Origin of the sequence: Noviherbaspirillum sp. (assembly GCF_035254685.1) — a bacterium.
Lineage (GTDB): Bacteria > Pseudomonadota > Gammaproteobacteria > Burkholderiales > Burkholderiaceae_D > Noviherbaspirillum.
Genome location: NZ_DATFAI010000001.1, coordinates 1 through 18541, shown reverse-complemented (window position 1 = coordinate 18541; position 18541 = coordinate 1). Strand labels below are relative to the sequence as shown.

Sequence of the window (18541 nt, the reverse complement as noted above, 5' to 3'; positions counted from 1 at the left end):
GGAAGGCACGCCGCTGCACGGCACCGAGCCGATCGATCCGCTGGAGTTCGTGCGCACGGTGGCGGTGGCGCGCATCACGATGCCCAAGGCGCGCGTGCGCATGTCGGCCGGGCGGCGCGAGATGGGCGAGGCGGTGCAGGCCCTGTGCTTCCTGGCCGGCACGAATTCGATTTTCTATGGCGACAAGCTGCTCACCACGGGCAATCCCGATGCGGATGCCGACAGCGCCCTGCTGGAGAAGCTCGGCATGCACGCGAAGCATGTGACGGAAGAAGTGGAAGAGTGAGCAATTAGAGGACGTATTCCCTCCCCCTGCTAGGGGGAGGACCAGGGTGGGGGTGGTGAGCTTGAGATATCGACCGTCGATAGCTCAACCGCAGCACCCCCATCCCAACCTTCCCCATGCAAGGGGGAAGGGGTACGACAGAGGATGCATTACCAACCATAAAACAACCCCGCCGACCACCGGCTACCCGCCGGGCAGGCGCCACAAGGAGTAAGCGTGTTCACCAAGATCCTGATTGCAAACCGCGGCGAGATCGCTTGCCGCGTTGCCGCCACCGCACACCGCATGGGCATCAAGACCGTCGCGGTGTATTCGGAAGCGGATGCCAACGCCAAGCACGTTGCCGTATGCGATGAATCCGTCCTGATCGGGCCGGCGCCCGCGAAGGAAAGCTATCTGCGCGCCGACAAGATCATTGAAGTGGCGCTCGCCACCGGCGCGCAGGCCATCCATCCCGGCTACGGCTTCCTGTCCGAGAACGAAGAATTCGCCGAAGCCTGCGCCAAGGCAGGCCTCGTCTTCATCGGCCCGCCGGCCTCGGCGATCCGCGCCATGGGCTCCAAGTCCGCGGCGAAAGCACTGATGGAAAAGGCCGACGTGCCGCTGGTGCCCGGCTATCACGGCGAGCGCCAGGAGGCCGACTTCCTGCAGGAACAGGCCGACCGCATCGGCTACCCGGTGCTGCTGAAAGCCAGCGCGGGCGGCGGTGGCAAAGGCATGCGCATCGTCGAGAAGAGCGCCGACTTCAAGGCCGCACTCGATTCCTGCAAGCGCGAAGCGATCAACAGCTTCGGCGACGACAAGGTGCTGGTCGAGAAATATCTCACGCGTCCGCGTCACATCGAGATCCAGGTGTTCGCCGACACGAAGGGCAACTGCGTTTACCTGTTCGAGCGCGACTGCTCGGTGCAGCGCCGCCATCAGAAGGTGCTGGAAGAAGCTCCCGCTCCCGGCATGACGGCCGACCGCCGCTGCGCGATGGGTGAAGCCGCTGTGGCTGCCGCCAAGGCAGTCGGCTATGTCGGCGCCGGCACGGTCGAGTTCATCGCGAATCAGGACGGCTCCTTCTACTTCATGGAAATGAACACGCGGCTGCAGGTCGAGCATCCGGTCACGGAAATGATCACCGGCCTCGACCTGGTGGAGTGGCAATTGCGCGTTGCTGCCGGCGAGGTGCTGCCGAAGAAGCAGGACGAGCTGCACATTCATGGCCATGCGCTCGAAGCGCGCATTTATGCGGAGAATCCGGAGAAGGGATTCCTGCCGTCGATCGGTACGCTGCGCCACATGTCCACACCGCAGGCGGTGACGTTTGAACTCGGTAAGGGCAGCGTCGGAATCGATCCGGCAGCCGTACGCATCGATTCGGGCGTACGCGAAGGCGATGCGATTTCGCCTTTCTACGACCCGATGATCGCCAAGCTCATCGTCTGGGGCAAGGATCGCGCGGAAGCGCTCGGCCACATGGCGCAGGCCTTGTCGGAATACCAGATCGTCGGCCTCGCTACCAACGTCGCATTCCTCAAGCGCTTGGTGGAAAGCCAGCCGTTCTCGCATGCCGACCTCGACACCGGCCTGATCGAACGCCATCACGCTGAACTCTTCCCGGCGGTGCAGCCGGCTTCGATGCAGGTCCTCGCGCTCGCTGCGGCATCGCTGCTCACGTCGGAGCAAAGCGCGCATGCCGCCGCCAATGACCCATGGGCCAATACCAGCGGCTGGCGCATGAACGCCACGCTGCTGCGGCAACTGGACTTTGCCGATGAAGCCGGCGCTTATCCTGTAGCGGTCGGCTATCGCGAAACCGGCTGGACCGTGTCGCAAGGCGACAGGTCGATGGCGATGACCCTGGTCGAGCGCAAGGGCGACCATCTCGTGATCAAGCTCGACGGCGCAACGGTGCGCGGCACGGTGGTGCGCGACGGCGAGATGTTCCATGTCTTTACCGGCGGCGCGCATTTCCCGCTGAACTACAACGATCCGCTCGCGCATGCCGGCGAGACCGAAGCCGAGGGCGGGCGCCTCACCGCGCCGATGCCGGGCAAGATCGTCGCTGTGCTGGTCGACAAGGGCAAGACGGTCGAGAAGGGCGCACCGCTGCTGATCATGGAAGCGATGAAGATGGAACACACCATTGCCGCACCGGGCAACGGCACGGTCGAAGACCTGCTGTATGCGGTGGGCGACCAGGTGGCGGAAGGTGCGCAGCTGCTGGCGTTCAAGGCGGCGTGACGTGATTTCGGAGTAATGACAAGTTCCTTCCCCCTTGCAGGGGGAAGGAGCTAAATAGTCGCAAAGTTTGAAAAAAGGGACCAACATGACCCTCCCCAGCAAAGTCAAAATCGTTGAAGTCGGCCCGCGTGACGGACTGCAGAATGAAAAGGAAACCATTTCCGCCGACGTCAAGGTGGAACTGGTCGATCGCCTGACCGACGCCGGTTTCGTCAACATCGAAGCCGCCTCGTTCGTCTCGCCGAAGTGGGTGCCGCAGATGGCGACCTCGGCCGAAGTGATGGCGCGCATCAAACGCAAGCCGGGCGTGGTTTATTCCGTGCTGACGCCGAACATGAAAGGCTTTGATGCGGCGCTGGCCGCGAAGGCCGATGAAGTGGTGATTTTCGGTGCGGCATCGGAAGCCTTCTCGCAGAAGAACATCAACTGCTCGATCGCTGAATCGATCGAGCGCTTCCGTGAAGTGGCGGAGGCGGCGAAGCAGAACAAGGTGCGTTTGCGCGGCAGTATCAGCTGTGCCTTCGGCTGCCCCTACCAGGGCGAAGTGTCGCTGGAGAGCGTGGCCGATGTGGTGCGCCGCCTGCGCGATCTCGGCTGCGACGAGATCGACATCGCCGACACCATCGGCGTCGGCACGCCACGCAAGGTGCAGGCAGTGATGGAACGGGCCGCGAAGGAATTTCCCATCGAGCGCCTGTCCGGCCATTTCCACGACACTTACGGCCAGGCGCTGGCGAACATCTACGCCAGCATGGAAGTCGGCATTGCGATCTTCCATTCGTCGGTCGCCGGACTGGGCGGTTGTCCTTATGCCAAGGGCGCGACCGGCAACGTCTCGACCGAAGACGTGTTGTACATGATGAACGGGCTGGGCGTCGATACCGGCATCAATCTCGACAAGGTGGTGAATGCCGGCCAGTTCATTTCGCAGCATCTCGGCCGCAAGGCGGTCAGCCGGGCGGGCAATGCGATTGCTGCCAAACGCGCGGGGTAAAGAAAGAGAGTGGTTGAACGCAAGTTGCCGTCACTGCTGACGGAAATTCGTGCCTGCAGGTTGTGTGAAATGCATCTGCCGCATGGCCCGCGCCCGGTGGTGCAGGCGGGCAGCGGCGCACGGCTGCTGATCGTCGGGCAGGCGCCCGGCAGGCGCGTGCATGACACCGGCATTCCATGGAACGATCCCTCCGGCGACCGCCTGCGCGACTGGCTCGGTTTGTCGCGCGAGGAGTTTTACGATGAACAGCAGGTTGCTATCGTGCCGACCGCATTTTGTTACCCGGGCAAAGGCAAGAGCGGCGACCTGCCGCCGCGTCGCGAATGCGCGCCGGCCTGGCATCCGAGCCTGTTGGCGGCGATGCCAAACGTGCAACTGACCTTGCTGATCGGCCGGTATGCACAAGAGTTCTATTTGGGCGACAATGGCAAGCCGACCCTGACTGAGACGGTGGCGGCGTGGAAGGAATACCTGCCGCAGTATTTTCCCTTGCCGCATCCCAGCCCGCGCAACCAGTCGTGGTGGAAGAAAAATCCTTGGTTCGAGCGCGAACTGCTGCCGGAATTGCGCCGTCGTGTCGCCCTGTTGATCACCTGAAGGAACGAACGGAAAACATGTCTGATGCCACGCAAGTGAAATTGCCCGACACCGCACAACGCGTTGCTGATCTGCTGAAAGAGATCGGTCACGACAAGCCGGTGGTAATGCTGCCGGAGACTGGCAAGACCTCCGCGGAAGCCGCCGCCGGTCTCGGTTGCAGCGTCGCCGAAATTGCCAAGTCCATCGTGTTTCGCCGTCTCTCCGATGACGCCGCCGTGATGGTGGTCGCCAGCGGCGCCAACCGCGTGGACGAGAAGAAGGTCGCTGCCATGGTCGGCGAGCTCGGCAAGGCCGATGCCAAATTCGTCAGGGAGCGCATCGGCTACGCAATCGGCGGCGTGTGTCCGATCGGCCATGTGCAAAAGACCGTGATGCTGGTCGACGAAGACCTGCTGAAGTTCGACAGCGTCTGGGCGGCGGCGGGGCATCCGCATGCCGTGTTCAACCTGACGCCGCAGCAGCTGCTGCAGATGACCGGCGCGCCGGTGGCCGATGTCGCGCTGCGAGCGGCAAACTAAACAAGAACGAGCAATCAAGGAGACAAGATGAGCCCGGAGCTGAAACCAGGCATCGAATTCGAATGGACCTACGTCGTGCCGGAACGCTCGACGGTGCCGCGTCTCTATCATGACACCCCATTCTGCCTCGACATGCCCGACGTGCTCGCCACCGGCTACATGGTCGGCATGATGGAGCTGGCCTGCGTGAACGGCATCATGCCTTACGTCGACTGGCCGCGCGAGCAGAGCGTCGGCGTGCACGTCAATTTCTCCCATCTCGCTGCCACGCCGCCCGGCATGACCTTGCAGATTCGCGGTAAGGTCGTCGCAGTCGAAGGGCGCCGTGTGAAGTTTCGTGTGGAAGCATGGGACGGCATGGACAAGATCACCGAAGGCGAGCATGAGCGCATGATCATCGCACCCGAAAAGTTCAACGCCAAACTGGCGGAGAAGAAGGCAAAGGCATGCGCGGAAGCATGATCGATTTCGACCCTGCCACCGACACCGGCAAGGCGCCGTCCCCCTGTATCAGCGTATGCCGCATGCATCCGCAGACCGGCCTGTGCGAAGGGTGTTTTCGCACCATCGAGGAGATCGCCACGTGGAGCACGGCGACTGAAGAGATGAAGCGTGAGGTGTGGATGGAGATCAGAAGGCGGCGGGAAGAGGTGTTCTGACAATATCGTAGCGTGCACATGGCGCACGCTACTCTCTGCAAAATAATGGATGAGTTCCCTCCTCCTTGCAGGGGGAGGGCTAGGGTGGGGGTAGAGAAGTTGAGCCGTCTTGATATGTTGACTCAACCTCTCTACCCCTCGCCGGGCGCCCCCATCCCAACCTTCCCCCTGCAAGGGGGAAGGAGTAGACGGAGCTTCGCTATGAGAAAGATCGACTGGTACTTCGATTTCATTTCCCCCTTCTCCTACATGCAGAGTGAATTGCTGCATACCTTGCCTGGAGACGTGCAGATCCATTTCAAACCCGTCCTGTTCGCGGGCCTGCTGCAGCACTGGGACAACAAGGGACCGGCCGAGATCCAGCCGAAACGCACCTGGACCTACGAGCATTGCGCCTGGCTAGCGCACCGGCACGGCATTCCGATGACGATGCCGGCGCATCATCCGTTCAATCCCTTGCCGCTGCTGCGCCTGTGCATCGCGCTCGGGACCACGCCGGAGGTCGTGCATCGCCTGTTCCGCTATGTGTGGCAAGAAGGAAAACTGCCCACCGAGGAAGCGAACTGGCAGGCCCTGCTGCGGGAACTGCATGCGACGCCGGAGATGCTCAGCGCGCCGGAAGTGAAGCAGCAATTGCGCACCAACGGCGAGCAAGCCATTGCGGCGGGTGTGTTTGGCGTCCCGACCGCCGTCGTGGATAATCGCTGCTTCTGGGGACTGGATGCGACCGACATGCTGATCGCGTGGCTGCGCGGCGATCCGTTCTTCGACTCGGCGCTGTTCAAGCACTCGCAAACCATGCCGCAGGGCATTCAACGAAACACATAGATCCATGAAATTCGAATTCTACAAACCGGAGCGTAATGTCACCGGCCCCGCCTACAATCCGTTCTTCAAGCTGCTTGCGACCGTCGTCACGGCATTCCTCGCCGCTTACGGCTGGAACATCGTCATGCGTTTCCCGCTGCTGCAATACGGCATCGGCGTGAAGGCACTCTTGCTCGGCGCGGCAGTAATGCTCGTCATCAGCTACTACTGGTTCCTGCGCTCGACCGTCACGGTCGACGAGAAGGGCATCACGCAGACCTGGATGTATAACCGCCAAGTCGAATGGCGCGACATCCGCAGCGCCAAGATGATCGGCATTCCGTTCCTCAGCTGGATCTTCCCGCCGCGTCTCGTGGTGCGCACCGGGAATGCCTTCACTACCTTCAACGGCGGCTCGCAGGCGGTACTGGTCGAGTTCGCAAAGATTTCTCTCGCCTACCAGATGAAGAAATGAAACTGCCTGCAAGCATGCGCGTGTTCGAGCGCGGGTGGCTGTCATCGAACAACATTCTTTTCATCGGGCGCGAGCAGACCGCGCTGGTCGACAGCGGTTACGTGACGCATGCGCAGCAGACGCTCGCGCTGGTGCGCAATGCGCTGCAGGACAGGAAGCTCGACCTGCTGATCAACACCCACCTGCACTCCGACCATTGCGGCGGCAATGCAACGCTGCAGCGTGCCTTTGCCTGCCGCACGGCGATTCCTGCCGCCGAAGCGGGCAAGGTGCGCGCGTGGGACGATGATGAGCTGACCTACAAGGCGACCGGCCAGCAGTGCGAGCGCTTCAGCTTCGACGACACCATCGCCTCGGGCGACATCCTTACGCTCGGCGATATGACCTGGCAGGCACTCGCTGCGCCCGGCCACGATCCGCATTCGCTGATTCTCTACTGCCCCGATGAGCGTATCCTGATCTCCGCCGACGCCTTGTGGGAGAACGGCTTTGGGGTGGTGTTTCCCGAACTCGAAGGCGAATCCGGGTTCTCCGAGGTGCGCGATACGCTCAGGCTGATCGCGTCGCTCGATGTGAAGCTCGTCATTCCTGGTCATGGCGCGCCCTTCACCGATGTGAACAAGGCGCTGGAAACGGCGTTTTCGCGGCTTGATTATTTTGTTGGGGATCCGGTGCGCAACGCGCAGAATGCCGTCAAGGTGCTGCTCAAGTTCCTGCTGCTGGAGAAGCAGAGCATTCCGCTGGACGAGCTTGAGTCCATGCTGTCGGGTATCTTCCTGTTCGAGGAAGCCAACCGGCGGTATCTGCACAAATCGCCTTCCGAGCTGGCGCACTGGACGGTGGCGCAACTGGTGCGTGCTGGTGTGGCGCAGGTGCACGTGGATCGGCTTGTGAACAAGGATTAGTGTTCCTGCGGATTTGATGCGGGTGCCAGTTCTTTCTTCGGTGATTCAACACCGCACGTTCTCCGTGGAGGCTTGCCGGGGGCGGCCCGGCAGCCGCTCACTTTTCTTGTCTCGCCAAGAAAAGTAAGCAAAAGAAGGCGGCCCCGCTGCCACCGCCCGCTGCGCGGGTTCCCAAAAGAGCACCTGCCAAAACGGGAAGCGAAACAAACTCGCCTTCGGCTCAGACAGGTTTCGCTTCTTTTTCCGTTTCGGCAGTCACTCTTTTGGCGTCGTCAGAAGGGGGATGGGTTTGAATCTCCCGCTCTCGCCTGCATTGCTTCGGGCACCCCGAAGGGGCGGCGAGTGCGGTTACTTGGACCTTAAGGTGTAACCCATGTGATTGAATTCTTTTGTTACCTATGTGGTTGACTGCTACAAGCTGCCCTTCGGGTCCCCGAAAAATTGTGCGGCAAAGCGGGAAGCGAAATAACTCGCCCTCGCTTCGCTCGGAGCTCAGACAGATTTCGCTTCTTTTTCCGCCCGGCCGATGAATTCTTCGGCAGCTCACAGCGGGAAAGGCAACAGCCTCTGAGCGCTATCTCATGTGGCTGAAATAGCCGTCATTCCATGAAAAGGGTGCGCGCCCATCCTTCCCTACTTCAACTCATACTTCGCTTCCGCAAACGGATGCAGCGGTGGGAGGTCGTCAAAGTTCGGTGCCCGTCCCTGCTGCTTCGCCATGAAGGATTCGACCAGGTTGCCGGTGCGCCAGATACCCGATTGCAGCCAGCCCATCTGGCGCAGCGCATCCTGCGTGGAGTGGTCGCGCGCGTAGTGGATGGCCTGTTTGCTGCCCCAGATCGCGACTGGCGGCTTTTCCGCGATTTCGCGTGCCATCTGCATCGCCGCTTCGAGCATCGCGTCCTGCGTGTCGAACACGTCGTTGACGAGGCCGATGGCAAGTGCGCGTTGCGCGTGCAGGCGGCGGCCGGTGTAGGCGAGTTCGTGCACGATGCCTTCCGGGATCAGCTTGGGCAGGCGCTGCAAGGTGCCGAGGTCGGCGGTCATGCCGATGTTGATTTCCTGGATGCAGAAGAAGGCGTCCGCAGTCGCGAGGCGGATGTCACAGGCGCTGACCATGTCGACGCCGCCGCCGATGCAGCCGCCATGGATGGCGGCAATGACCGGCATGCGCAGCTCTTCGAGCAGGTTGAACGTGCGGTGCATCTGTTCCAGTTGCAGCACGATGTTGGCGCGATGCGATGCCGTGGTGTCGCTGATGGTGGCGGAGGAATCACCGGCGAAGACGTCGAGCGCCATGCCGGCGGTGAAGTGCTTGCCGGTCGACGAGATCACCAGTGCGCGCGCCGGGGCATTGCGTTGCAGGTCTTCGAGGATGGTGGTCAGCTCGCGCCACATGACCGGCTGGATGGTGTTCAGTGCGGCAGGGCGGTTGAGCACGAGATGGGCCACCTTGTCGGCGATGCGCAGGTCGAAGCATTGGTAGGTCATGCGGGTTCCTTTGTTTTTCTCGGTCTGGGTTATCGTTTTTATGCAGCAGGTTCGTGCTCTGCCGGGCCCATCTGCAGTGAGCGCAGCACGGCGTTCACCGCGGCATTGAACAGCTCGTCGGCGCGCTCGGTCTTCAGGTAATAGCCCTTGAGTTCCAGGCTGACCGCGCCGTGCATCGCGGCCCACAACAGGCGTGCGGCGGCCGTCGGATTGGATGGCGGCAGCGCGCCATTGCGCATGACTTCCTCAAACGTATCGATCAGCGCCGCGAGCGATTCCCACGCCTGCTTGCGCGACTCCACCGGTGGCACGAAGCCGGCAATGGCGTCGCCGAACATCACCATGTAGTAGCTCGGGTTGCGCTTCGCATACTGGTGGTAGATGTGTGCATGCAGCAGCAGCGGCGCAAGCCCTTCCAGGTTTTCCCCGTTCTTCAGCGCCTGCGCGGTGGCCGTCGCGAATTCCTGCTTGAGCCGGGCGAAGCCTTCCAGGTACAGCTCGTTGGCCAGGCCGTCCTTGCCGCCGAAGAGCGAATAGAGCAGGGTGGTCGAGCAGTTGACCGCCTCGGCAACCCGCCGCACCGTCAGCGCCGACGGGCCTTCTTCGGTCAGCAGGCGCGTGGCGGCGTCCAGCATCCCCTGGCGCAGATTGACGCGCAGCTCTTCCTGCGCCTGCCGGAAGTCGATTGGCGCGCGCTCGCCGGGTGCTTGTTTTTTTGCTTTCATGCCCAAAAATCCGTTTGACAAAAACATTGTTTTTTCTGATAACATAATAAACAGACTGCAGAAAAACGCAATCGGTTTCCGATATTTCGTTGAATAGAGAGCAATGAATTCTTGCAATGAATGCTGTGCCGCACCCGGCATTCATGCTTCACAAAAAGGAGTTTCCATGAGTGGCAATCGCATTCCCGCAGCCTTGCAGAACCTGACCTTGCCCGTCATCGCCTCGCCGATGTTCATCGCCAGCGGCCCCGAGCTCGTCAAGGCGCAGTGCAAGGCGGGCATCGTCGGTTCCTTCCCCGCACTGAACGCCAGGCCGGCCGAAATGCTGGACACCTGGCTGACCGAGATGCAGGCCGATCTCGACGCCTTCCGCCAGATGCATCCGGGCGCGAAGGTCGCCCCCTTTGCGGTGAACCAGATTGTGCACCAGTCCAACGACCGTCTTGCGCACGACGTCGAAGTCTGCGTGAAGCACCAGGTGCCGATCATCATCTCCAGCCTGCGCGCGCCGCCGAAGGAAATGCTGGATGCGATCCACAGCTACGGCGGCGTCGTGCTGCATGACGTGATCTCGATCCGCCACGCGCAGAAAGCACTGGAAGCCGGCGTCGATGGCCTGATCCTGGTCGCAGCCGGCGCAGGCGGCCACGCGGGAACGCTCTCGCCCTTCGCGCTGGTCGGCGAAGTGCGCAAGTTCTTCGACGGCCCGATCGCCCTGTCAGGCTCGATCGCCACCGGCGATGCGATCCTCGCGGCGCAGGCAATGGGTGCGGATTTCGCCTACATCGGCTCGCGCTGGCTGGCGACCAAGGAATCGAACGTCGACGAAGCCTATCGCCAGATGATCGTTGACGCGACCGCTGCCGACATCGTGTACACCAACCTCTTCACCGGCGTGCACGGCAACTATCTCAAACAGTCGATCATCAACGCCGGCCTCGACCCGGACGACCTGCCGGTTGCGGACAAAACAAAAATGAACTTCGGCTCCGGCGGCGGCAGCAAAGCCAAGGCCTGGCGCGACATCTGGGGCGCCGGCCAAGGCGTCGGCCTGATGGACCAGGTCATGAGCGTGGCGGAAGTCGTGGAAAAACTGAAGGCGGAATACATGGCAGCGCGCAAGCGGCTGGCGCTGTAAGGATTGGGTCCACGGAAAACACGGAAAACACGGAAAGAAAACCCTCAAGAATTTTTCCGTGTTTTCTGTGTTTTCCGTGGACGATGGTTTTGGGTGGGCTATCCCGGCCTAATGGAGCAAGTGTGCTACCGATCGCGCCAATTGCGATCAGCATTCATGCTTCAGCCGGCAATAAAATAGATCCACGAAAAACACGAAAGACACGAAAGATTCTTTATAGGTTTCCTTTCGTGTCTTTCGTGGACACTGTTTTTTATGCGGACGTCCCCTCCGTCTGGATCGCCCAGATAGCAGGAAGGTTGCGCCAGTAGCCGTAGGCGTCCATGCCATAGCCGACGACGAATTTGTTCGGTAGGGTGAGTCCGATGTAGTCTGCCTGCACCGGTTTTGTCTTGCCGATGTCCTTGTCGGCGAATACCGCAATCACTACTTCTGCGGCGCCCATCTCGAACAGGCGCTCCTTCACGTGCGCGAGGGTTTCGCCTTCGTCGAGGATGTCGTCCAGCACGATCACGGTGCGGCCCTCGACGTTCGAACGCGGGATGACCTTCCATTCGATCTTGCCGCCCTGGTCCTTGCTGCCGTAGCGCGTTACGTGCATGTAGTCGAACTCCAGCGGAAACTTCAGACGGGTCAGCAGCTGGCCGCAGAACACGACCGCGCCGCCCATCACGCCGAGCACCAGCGGGAAGGCTGCGCCTTCCTCGCGATTGAAGCGGTCGTTGAGTTGCAGTGCAACCTTGTCGACTGCGCGCTGCACCGCGGCCTCATCAAAAATCAGTTCGGCGCCGGCGAGCAGGGCGCGCGCTTTGTCGCGATGGGATTCGCTGTCAATTGTGTAGGGCATGATGCCGGACCTCAAGGCAAATGGTGGATCGTAATCCTACAGCAGTATTGCCCGCAGCAACAGTTGCACGATGCATTACGTCATCGCGTGCTCGGCGTGGATTCGATACCAGTTTTCGAAATCGGCCGTCGGCAGCGGCTCGCAGATATGGAAGCCCTGGATCGCCGCGCAGTGGCGCGCGTGCAACGACTGCAGCGTCGCTTCCGACTCGATCCCCTCGGCGATCACCTGCAGCCCCAGCTCCCTGCCCAGGTTGATGATGGCGGCAGCAATCGCGCGGTTGCCGCGATCCGTGGTGAGATCGCGCACAAAATCACGGTCGATCTTGATCGCATCGACGGGCAACAGTTTCAGGTATGACAAGTTCGAGAAACCCTTGCCGAAATCGTCCAGCACCACGTGCATGCCAAGCTGCCTGAGTGCGCGCAGCGTGTCGAGCACCGCGGCAAGGTTTTGCAGCACGATGTTTTCCGCAATTTCCAATTGCAGGCAGCCCGGGTCGATGCCACTTTCCTGCACGATGCGGCTCACCATGCAACGGAATCCTGGCTGCCGGAACTGCACCGGCGAGACGTTGACCGAGACGGTGATATCGCTCATGCCGTTCATGTGCCAGGCGCGTTGCTGGCGGCATGCTTCGCCGAGCGCCCACTCGCCGAGCTGATTGATGAGGCCGGTGCATTCCGCCACCGGGATGAACTGCTCCGGCGCCACGCCGGAATCTGGCCAGCGCAGCAATGCCTCGGCGCCGATCACCCGGTCCGCATCGATGTCGACAATCGGCTGGTAGTACAGCCTGAACTGGTGCTCCTGCATGCCGCCGCGCATGCGCTGTTCCAGGTTGCGCGCACTGGCGGCACGCAGGTTCAGTTCATTGGTGAAGAACTGGAAGTCATCGCGCCCGCATTCTTTGGCATGGTACATCGCCGCATCGGCATGCTTGAGCAGGGTGTCGATGTCTTCGCCGTCGGACGGGAACAGGCTGACGCCGATGCTCGACGAAATGTTCAGCTCCAGTTCCCGATAGGTATAAGGCCTCGCGATCGCCGCGACGCATTGCGACGCCACCCGCGCGGATGCAGCCGGTCAGTCGCCTGGCCACTTCCTGCAGCACCGCGTCGCCGGCCTCGTGGCCGTAGGCGTCGTTGATCGGCTTGAACCGGTCGAGGTCGACGAACAGCACGGCGCAGCGCAGGCGGTCGCGCCGTGCCGCCGCCAGCACCTGCTCCCCGAGTGCAATGGTCAGTGCGCGGTTGGGCAGGCCGGTCAGCGCATCATGCTGCGCCAGCAGCAGCATCTTCTCTTCCGCATGCTTGCGCCGCGTGATGTCGAGACAAGTTCCGGCCACGCGCAGCGGCATTCCCGCGCTGTCGCGCTGGACGACCTGCGCCCGCACATACATCCACTTCCAGTCGCCGTCGCTTCCGCGCAAGCGGATTTCCCTGTCCATCGGGCCGGGCGGGGCATGGCCGACCTCGGCCAGGCAGTGCAGGATTTCCGCACGATCATCCGGATGGATCAGGGAAAGCCAGAATTCCAGCTCGGGCCGCACCTCTTCCGGCCTGAGACCGATCGCCTGCGGCAAACGATCGAAGCAATGCATCGTGCGCGCGTTGCAATCGAGGTGCCACAGGTACACATCCGCACCATCTAGTGCAAGATCCAGCTCCTGCCTGCTCTTTTTTTGGGCTTCGTCGGCATGCTTGCGCGCGCTGATGTCACGGATCACGCCGGTGAACCTGCGCCGGCCGCCGACCACCATTTCGGTGACCATCAGCTCGATCGGAAAATGCGTACCGTCCTTGCGCTGGCCGACAAATTCGCGGGCCATGCCGAGGAGACGGCGTTCGCCGGTGCGCAGGTAGCGCTCCAGGTAGCTGTCATGGGACTCACGATGAGGAGAAGGCATCAGCACGCTGATGTTGCGGCCGATCAGCTCTGTCGCCGCGAAGCCGAAGACTTTTTCCGTCGCCGGATTCATCGCTTCCACGGTGCCGCGTTCATCGATCACGATGACGCAATCCTGCATCGTCCAGAGCATGGCACGCAGCAGCTCACGGTCTGCTTCGCTCCTGCTCTTCAGAATATCCTGCATCACATTCGTCTAACAGAGATGGCACTGCGGATGTATCCGTTGCAATCATTCGCGAAAACAAGGGTACAAAACAAGGGTACGATCCAACGGAAATTTGACCTCAGTGCGTCGGCTTGATTCCCGTCTTCATGCGAGTCGGGCAGGCCGGAAAGGTTGATGGCAGGCATGCGGGGGAATTCGCATCTGCAGGGAATTTTCGGACAGCGGCGGGTTCGAAGAAGAATTGCCTTTTACACATCAGCGAACGCAATGAAAACCGCATTGAAGCAGCACCAGGTCAAGACCGGGCGGCCGGCAAGGAAAGGGTTGACGCCGCGCATGCCGCATGAACGCGACGAGTCGGAAGACAGCCAGGCGCAGGGCCCGGTGCGCGACGAGATGAAGCAGGCCTACGAGGATCTGCAAAACGGGCAGGTCGACACGGACCTGCGCGAAACAGGTGGCGTCGACGAAGTCGTGAACACGCGGCCAGGCAAGTCACCGGACAAGGTCGTCAAGAAATCGTTTTAGTAGTTGGACACCGAGCGTGACTTGACGAGCGCAGTGGCGGTCGCGGCGTTATTGTTGGTGTCCACGGAAAACACAGAAAACACGGAAAAAAGCTCTCAAGGAATCTTTTCCGTGTTTTTCGTGTTTTCCGTGGACAATTGTTTTTACGCCCTGAGCGATCCGTCTGCGGCTTCACTCCCTCTGCAGCCGCACGCTTACTCGTACTTGCGCGCGTCCTCAATCACCTTGCCGTCGTTCGGCAGGCTGCCGCGTGCTACCAGCACGACCTCACCGCGTAGCTTGGTCACGTCGCGGATCGTGTCGACGATGCTGCCTTCCATTACGGCATTCCGGTCATCGACTTCGCAGTGCAGCGTCATCACGTCGTTCGCCATTTCGCCGGTCACGACGAGGCGCGCCTTGCGGATCTGCGGGTGACGCCGCGTGACCTCGGCCACTTGTGACGGATGCACGAACATGGCGCGCACCTTGGTGGTTTGGTCGGCACGGCCCATCCAGCCCTTGATGCGTGTGTTGGTACGGCCGCAGCGCGAGATGCCGGACATGACGGCCGACATGTCGCCGGTGCCGAAGCGGATCAGCGGATAGTCGGGATTGAACGACGTAATCACGACTTCGCCCACCTCGCCCTCCGGCAGCGGATCGCCGGTGCCGGGGCGCACGATCTCGAGGATCAGGTCTTCATCGAGGATCATGCCGGGATTCACTTCGCCGTCGGTCTGCGTTTCGTAAGCGATGTTGCCGATGTCGGCCGAACCGTACATTTGCAGCACATGCGGCACACCGTTGTCCTGCAGCCATTTGCGCAATGAAGGCGGCAAGGCTTCTGCACCGACCAGCGCGCGTTTCACGCTGCTGATATCGGCCTGCATTTCCTGCGCCTTTTCGATGATGATCTTGAGGAATGACGGCGTGCCGACATAGGCATCCGGCTTGAGTTCCGCCATGGCCTGCACCTGCATTTCCGTCTGGCCCGTGCCGGCCGGGATCACCGGGCAGCCGAGCCGCGCTGCGCCGCCTTCCGCCATGAAAGCCGCGGGCGTGAAGTGATAGGAAAAGCAGTTCTGCAGCACGTGTCCCGCACGCAAGCCGAGCGCCGACATCGGGCGCGCGAAACGCCACCAGTCCTGGCTGGCGCCTTCCGGATCGAAGATGGGGCCGGGCGACATGAACAGGTGCCGCAACTGCCGCGGCGGCGTCGTGGTCAGCCCGCCGAACGGCATCGCCTTCATCTGCAACTCTTTCAGGTCCGACTTGCGCGTGACCGGCAGCTGTGCCAGCGCTTCACGCGAGGTGATGTCCATCGCCTTGACGCCGTGGAGGATCGCCCCCCAGCCCGGCGCGGCTTGCGCGCGCGCGACGAGTTGCGGGAGCCGGGCCATCAGATCGCGTTCGCGTTGTTGCGGATCGCGTGTTTCCAGGGAGTCGAGGATGTCAGTCATGGCGGACCTGTCGATGTGTGAAGTACGTTTTTCCTTTTTGCAGGCGCACTGCGGGCCGGGGCGCGGCAGGCGCCAGTGCGTTTGCGTCGTCTTTTCGGGGGATTGGTGCGCCGAACGCACCCTAGGCACCCTACGGCTTGAGCCCGGGCTTCAGGCCAGCCATCGCTTGCGTCGTCGGTAGAACTTCATGTCGCGGAAGCTCTTGCGCTCCGCGCCGGACACGCCAAGGTAGAACTCCTTGACGTCTTCATTGGTTGCCAGGTCCTTCGCGTCGCCTTCCATCACTACGCGGCCGTTCTCCAGGATGTAGCCGAAATCCGCGTAGCGCAGCGCCACCATCGTGTTCTGCTCGGCCACCAGGAAGGACACGCCTTCCTTGCTGTTGAGGTCCTTCACGATCTCGAAAATTTCTTCAACGATCTGCGGCGCCAGGCCCATCGAGGGCTCGTCCAGAAGGATCATCGACGGCTTGGCCATCAGCGAGCGGCCGATGGCGCACATCTGCTGTTCGCCGCCGGAGGTATAGCCGGCCTGCGACATGCGGCGCTGCTTGAGGCGCGGGAAATAGTGGTACACCATTTCCAGTGAATCCTTCAGTTCTGCGCGCGAGATCCTGCGGGTATAGGCGCCGGTCAGCAGATTCTCTTCGATGGTCAGGTGGCCGAAACAGTGGCGGCCTTCCATCACCTGCGACAATCCGCGCTTGACGAGCTCGTTCGGCGTCAGCTGGTCGACCCGCTCACCCTTGAATTCGACGCTGCCCTTCGTCACATCGCCGCGCTCGCCGCGCAGCAGCGTCGAAATCGATTTCATCGTGGTCGATTTGCCCGCGCCGTTCGCGCCCAGCAGCGCAACGATCTTGCCCTGCGGGACCTGCAGCGAAACGCCTTTCAACACCAGGATCACGTGGTCGTAGATGACTTCGATGTTGTTCACGGACAGGTAAGGCTGGCCATTGGCTGCGGTTGCAACCGGCACGACAGTTTGCGTTGTCATCATGTTTTTTCTTGAATCAGATTTCACGAACCAGAGGGTGAAGCAGGTGTTGCGCTGTAATGCCGTTCAGTTGAACCTGCATCTGAAAGGATGTCATCCGCGCGAAAGCGGGGACGGCATCCTTTCGGGGGGAAGGCGCTTCCGCCTTCCGATGCAAGTGCCTCAGTCCGCGCAGGCCGGCGAGATCTTCTTCTCGGCCGCGTACTTGGCGGAAGATTCCTCCACCAGCTTGCGGGTCAGCGCCTTGTCGCCGGTGACCCAGGTCGCCGTGACCGGCACCCACTTCTTGCCGTTCCACTGCTGCACCTTGACCGCACCCGAACCTTCATGGTCGTCGCAGGTAGTCTTCACCGGCGGGAACATGCCGAGCGCGCCAAGCTGCTTCTGGCGAGCTTCGTCGATGTTCAGGTTCTCAAAGCCCCAGCGGACCTGTTGCGCCGTCATCACCTTGCCCTTGCCGAACTTCTCCTGCGCCTTGCGCATCGCCTCAACCCACAGGATGGCCGCCGTCACGCCACGCATGTGGTACACGGAACCGACGCGGGTCTTGTCGTCGAGGTTGCCCTTGCCGGCGTCATAGACCTTCTTGCGGATGTCGTCGAGCACCGGGTAGTTGCCCGGCGTGTTGAAGGTCATCGAGGTGTAGTTCTTCGCTGCGTCGCCGGCCGGGATCACGTCCTCTTCCGAGCCTGCCCACCATACGCCGAGCATCTTCTCGCGCGGGAAGCCATTACGCTGCGCGGTCTTGATCGCCACCGCGTTCATCACGCCCCAGCCCCACAGGATCACGTAGTCGGGCTTGGCCTGGCGGATCTGCAGCCATTGCGACTGCTGCTCGTTGCCCGGATGCGCGACCGGGATCTTGATCAGCTCGAAGCCGTACTTCTTCGCCATTTCGTCAAAGACCGGGAAGGGCTCCTTGCCGAAGGCGGAGTCGTGGTACAGGTCGACGATCTTCTTGCCCTTGAGCTTGTCGACGCCGCCGACTTTGCTGCCAAGATAGGCGATCATCGCCGCAGCCTGGTCCCAGTAGCTCGAGATCAGCGGGAAGACATACGGGAAGACCTTGCCGTTGGCAGCATCGGAACGGCCGTAGCCGAGGGTCGTCAGCGGAATCTTGTCGGTGGCCACGCGGTCCAGGATGCCGTAGGCGATGCCGGTCGAGAGCGGTTCCACCAGCGAGGCGCCGCCGTTCTTGGCCTTCAAGCGCTCATAGCACTCGACGCCGCGCGACGGGTTATATTCGGTTTCGCATTCTTCCCAGCTCACCTTCACGCCATTGATGCCGCCGGTCGCATTCACCAGGTTGAAGTAGTCGATCGCACCGCCATAGAAGCCGGAGCCGCCCGCAGCGTAGGGGCCGACGCGATAGGAAAGCAGCGGGACGTATTGTTCTTGCGCCGCTGCGACGCTTAATGTGCCGGCCAGCGCGGCGCCCAGCAGGACTGATTTGATCAACTTCATGGTGCTCCTCCTCCTTGTAAAGACAGCAATGACGACTGTTGAATCAACGTGTAACTCAATGCGGGAACGGCCACAGACGCAGCTTCTCCTTGCCGATCTGCCACAAGCGCGCCAGACCGTGCGGCTCGACGATCAGGAAGAAAATGATCAGCGCGCCGAATACCATCAACTCGAGGTTGGATGCGACCGAGGTCGGCAGCTCCAGTCCATGCGCAATGATGTTGAGCAGGATGGGCAGCAGCACGATGAAGGCCGAACCGAAGAAGGCGCCGATGATGGAGCCGACGCCGCCGATGATGATCATGAACAGGATGCGGAAGGACAGGTCCAGGCTGTAGGCTTCCGGCTCCACCGTGC

Annotated in this window: 20 protein-coding genes and 1 pseudogene; 12 read left to right on the top strand and 9 right to left on the bottom strand. The window is 61.6% G+C overall.

The window, feature by feature from the left end; genetic code table 11:
• From VJ698_RS00105 to VJ698_RS00060, 10 genes and pseudogenes are all read left to right on the top strand, one after another.
• Positions 1-286: pseudogene (locus VJ698_RS00105) on the top strand (biotin synthase BioB); the annotation flags it as partial.
• 216 nt (positions 287-502) lie between these two features.
• Positions 503-2518 (top strand): acetyl/propionyl/methylcrotonyl-CoA carboxylase subunit alpha, encoded by a 2016-nt coding sequence (locus tag VJ698_RS00100; protein ID WP_324100600.1) that lies wholly within the window; start codon positions 503-505, stop codon positions 2516-2518.
• Positions 2519-2603: 85 nt separating this feature from the next.
• Complete coding sequence (locus VJ698_RS00095) at positions 2604-3512, top strand: hydroxymethylglutaryl-CoA lyase (RefSeq protein ID WP_324100599.1); 909 nt, start codon at positions 2604-2606, stop codon at positions 3510-3512.
• A 69-nt stretch (positions 3513-3581) separates the two neighbouring features.
• Positions 3582-4109 (top strand): uracil-DNA glycosylase family protein, encoded by a 528-nt coding sequence (locus tag VJ698_RS00090; RefSeq protein WP_324100598.1) that lies wholly within the window; start codon positions 3582-3584, stop codon positions 4107-4109.
• Between the two features lie 17 nt (positions 4110-4126).
• Complete coding sequence (locus VJ698_RS00085; RefSeq protein WP_324100597.1) at positions 4127-4630, top strand: YbaK/EbsC family protein; 504 nt, start codon at positions 4127-4129, stop codon at positions 4628-4630.
• A 27-nt stretch (positions 4631-4657) separates the two neighbouring features.
• The gene (locus VJ698_RS00080; protein WP_324100596.1) at positions 4658-5092 is read left to right on the top strand and encodes a thioesterase family protein; all 435 of its coding nucleotides are present in this window, start codon (positions 4658-4660) and stop codon (positions 5090-5092) included.
• Positions 5089-5289, top strand: coding sequence for a DUF1289 domain-containing protein (locus tag VJ698_RS00075; RefSeq protein WP_324100595.1), 201 nt, complete (start codon positions 5089-5091; stop codon positions 5287-5289). The genes VJ698_RS00080 and VJ698_RS00075 overlap by 4 nt, the downstream gene beginning before the upstream one ends.
• Before the next feature lie 201 nt (positions 5290-5490).
• Complete coding sequence (locus VJ698_RS00070) at positions 5491-6117, top strand: 2-hydroxychromene-2-carboxylate isomerase (protein WP_324100594.1); 627 nt, start codon at positions 5491-5493, stop codon at positions 6115-6117.
• A 4-nt stretch (positions 6118-6121) separates the two neighbouring features.
• A complete protein-coding gene (locus VJ698_RS00065; protein WP_324100593.1) occupies positions 6122-6571 on the top strand; it encodes a hypothetical protein in 450 nt (149 codons plus the stop codon).
• Positions 6568-7476, top strand: a complete 909-nt coding sequence (locus tag VJ698_RS00060; protein ID WP_324100592.1) for an MBL fold metallo-hydrolase — start codon at positions 6568-6570, stop codon at positions 7474-7476. The genes VJ698_RS00065 and VJ698_RS00060 overlap by 4 nt, the downstream gene beginning before the upstream one ends.
• 633 nt (positions 7477-8109) lie before the next feature.
• On the opposite strand, the gene VJ698_RS00055 is transcribed toward VJ698_RS00060, so the two are convergent.
• Together VJ698_RS00055 and VJ698_RS00050 are read right to left on the bottom strand one after the other, a co-directional pair.
• Positions 8110-8967 carry an enoyl-CoA hydratase-related protein gene (locus VJ698_RS00055; protein WP_324100591.1) on the bottom strand — a complete coding sequence of 286 codons (858 nt, stop codon included), beginning with the start codon at positions 8965-8967 and terminating at the stop codon, positions 8110-8112.
• Positions 8968-9005: 38 nt separating this feature from the next.
• Positions 9006-9692: a TetR/AcrR family transcriptional regulator gene (locus tag VJ698_RS00050; protein WP_324100590.1), complete on the bottom strand. Its 687-nt coding sequence runs from the start codon at positions 9690-9692 to the stop codon at positions 9006-9008.
• 166 nt (positions 9693-9858) lie between these two features.
• Between VJ698_RS00050 and VJ698_RS00045 the strand changes: the two genes are divergently transcribed.
• Positions 9859-10830, top strand: a complete 972-nt coding sequence (locus tag VJ698_RS00045) for a nitronate monooxygenase family protein (RefSeq protein ID WP_324100589.1) — start codon at positions 9859-9861, stop codon at positions 10828-10830.
• Between the two features lie 253 nt (positions 10831-11083).
• Here the strand turns inward: VJ698_RS00045 and VJ698_RS00040 are convergent, their stop codons facing one another.
• The 3 genes from VJ698_RS00040 to VJ698_RS00030 all read right to left on the bottom strand — a co-directional run bounded on the left by VJ698_RS00040 (position 11084) and on the right by VJ698_RS00030 (position 13772).
• Positions 11084-11677 carry a hypoxanthine-guanine phosphoribosyltransferase gene (locus VJ698_RS00040; RefSeq protein WP_324100588.1) on the bottom strand — a complete coding sequence of 198 codons (594 nt, stop codon included), beginning with the start codon at positions 11675-11677 and terminating at the stop codon, positions 11084-11086.
• Positions 11678-11752: 75 nt separating this feature from the next.
• The gene (locus VJ698_RS00035) at positions 11753-12601 is read right to left on the bottom strand and encodes an EAL domain-containing protein (protein WP_324100587.1); all 849 of its coding nucleotides are present in this window, start codon (positions 12599-12601) and stop codon (positions 11753-11755) included.
• The gene (locus VJ698_RS00030) at positions 12570-13772 is read right to left on the bottom strand and encodes a PAS domain S-box protein (RefSeq protein WP_324100586.1); all 1203 of its coding nucleotides are present in this window, start codon (positions 13770-13772) and stop codon (positions 12570-12572) included. Before VJ698_RS00030 ends, VJ698_RS00035 begins: the two co-directional genes overlap by 32 nt.
• A 249-nt stretch (positions 13773-14021) precedes the next feature.
• Here VJ698_RS00030 and VJ698_RS00025 point away from each other — a divergent pair, with 249 nt between their 5' ends.
• Positions 14022-14282, top strand: a complete 261-nt coding sequence (locus VJ698_RS00025; RefSeq protein WP_324100585.1) for a hypothetical protein — start codon at positions 14022-14024, stop codon at positions 14280-14282.
• Between the two features lie 194 nt (positions 14283-14476).
• On the opposite strand, the gene VJ698_RS00020 is transcribed toward VJ698_RS00025, so the two are convergent.
• From VJ698_RS00020 to VJ698_RS00005, 4 genes are all read right to left on the bottom strand, one after another.
• Positions 14477-15724: a phenylacetate--CoA ligase family protein gene (locus tag VJ698_RS00020; RefSeq protein WP_324100584.1), complete on the bottom strand. Its 1248-nt coding sequence runs from the start codon at positions 15722-15724 to the stop codon at positions 14477-14479.
• Positions 15725-15874: 150 nt separating this feature from the next.
• The gene (locus VJ698_RS00015) at positions 15875-16723 is read right to left on the bottom strand and encodes an ABC transporter ATP-binding protein (protein WP_414691060.1); all 849 of its coding nucleotides are present in this window, start codon (positions 16721-16723) and stop codon (positions 15875-15877) included.
• Between the two features lie 159 nt (positions 16724-16882).
• Positions 16883-18184 carry an ABC transporter substrate-binding protein gene (locus VJ698_RS00010; RefSeq protein ID WP_324100583.1) on the bottom strand — a complete coding sequence of 434 codons (1302 nt, stop codon included), beginning with the start codon at positions 18182-18184 and terminating at the stop codon, positions 16883-16885.
• A 55-nt stretch (positions 18185-18239) separates the two neighbouring features.
• Positions 18240-18541: ABC transporter permease subunit (locus VJ698_RS00005; protein ID WP_414691059.1), on the bottom strand; the 302-nt coding region annotated here is incomplete at its 5' end.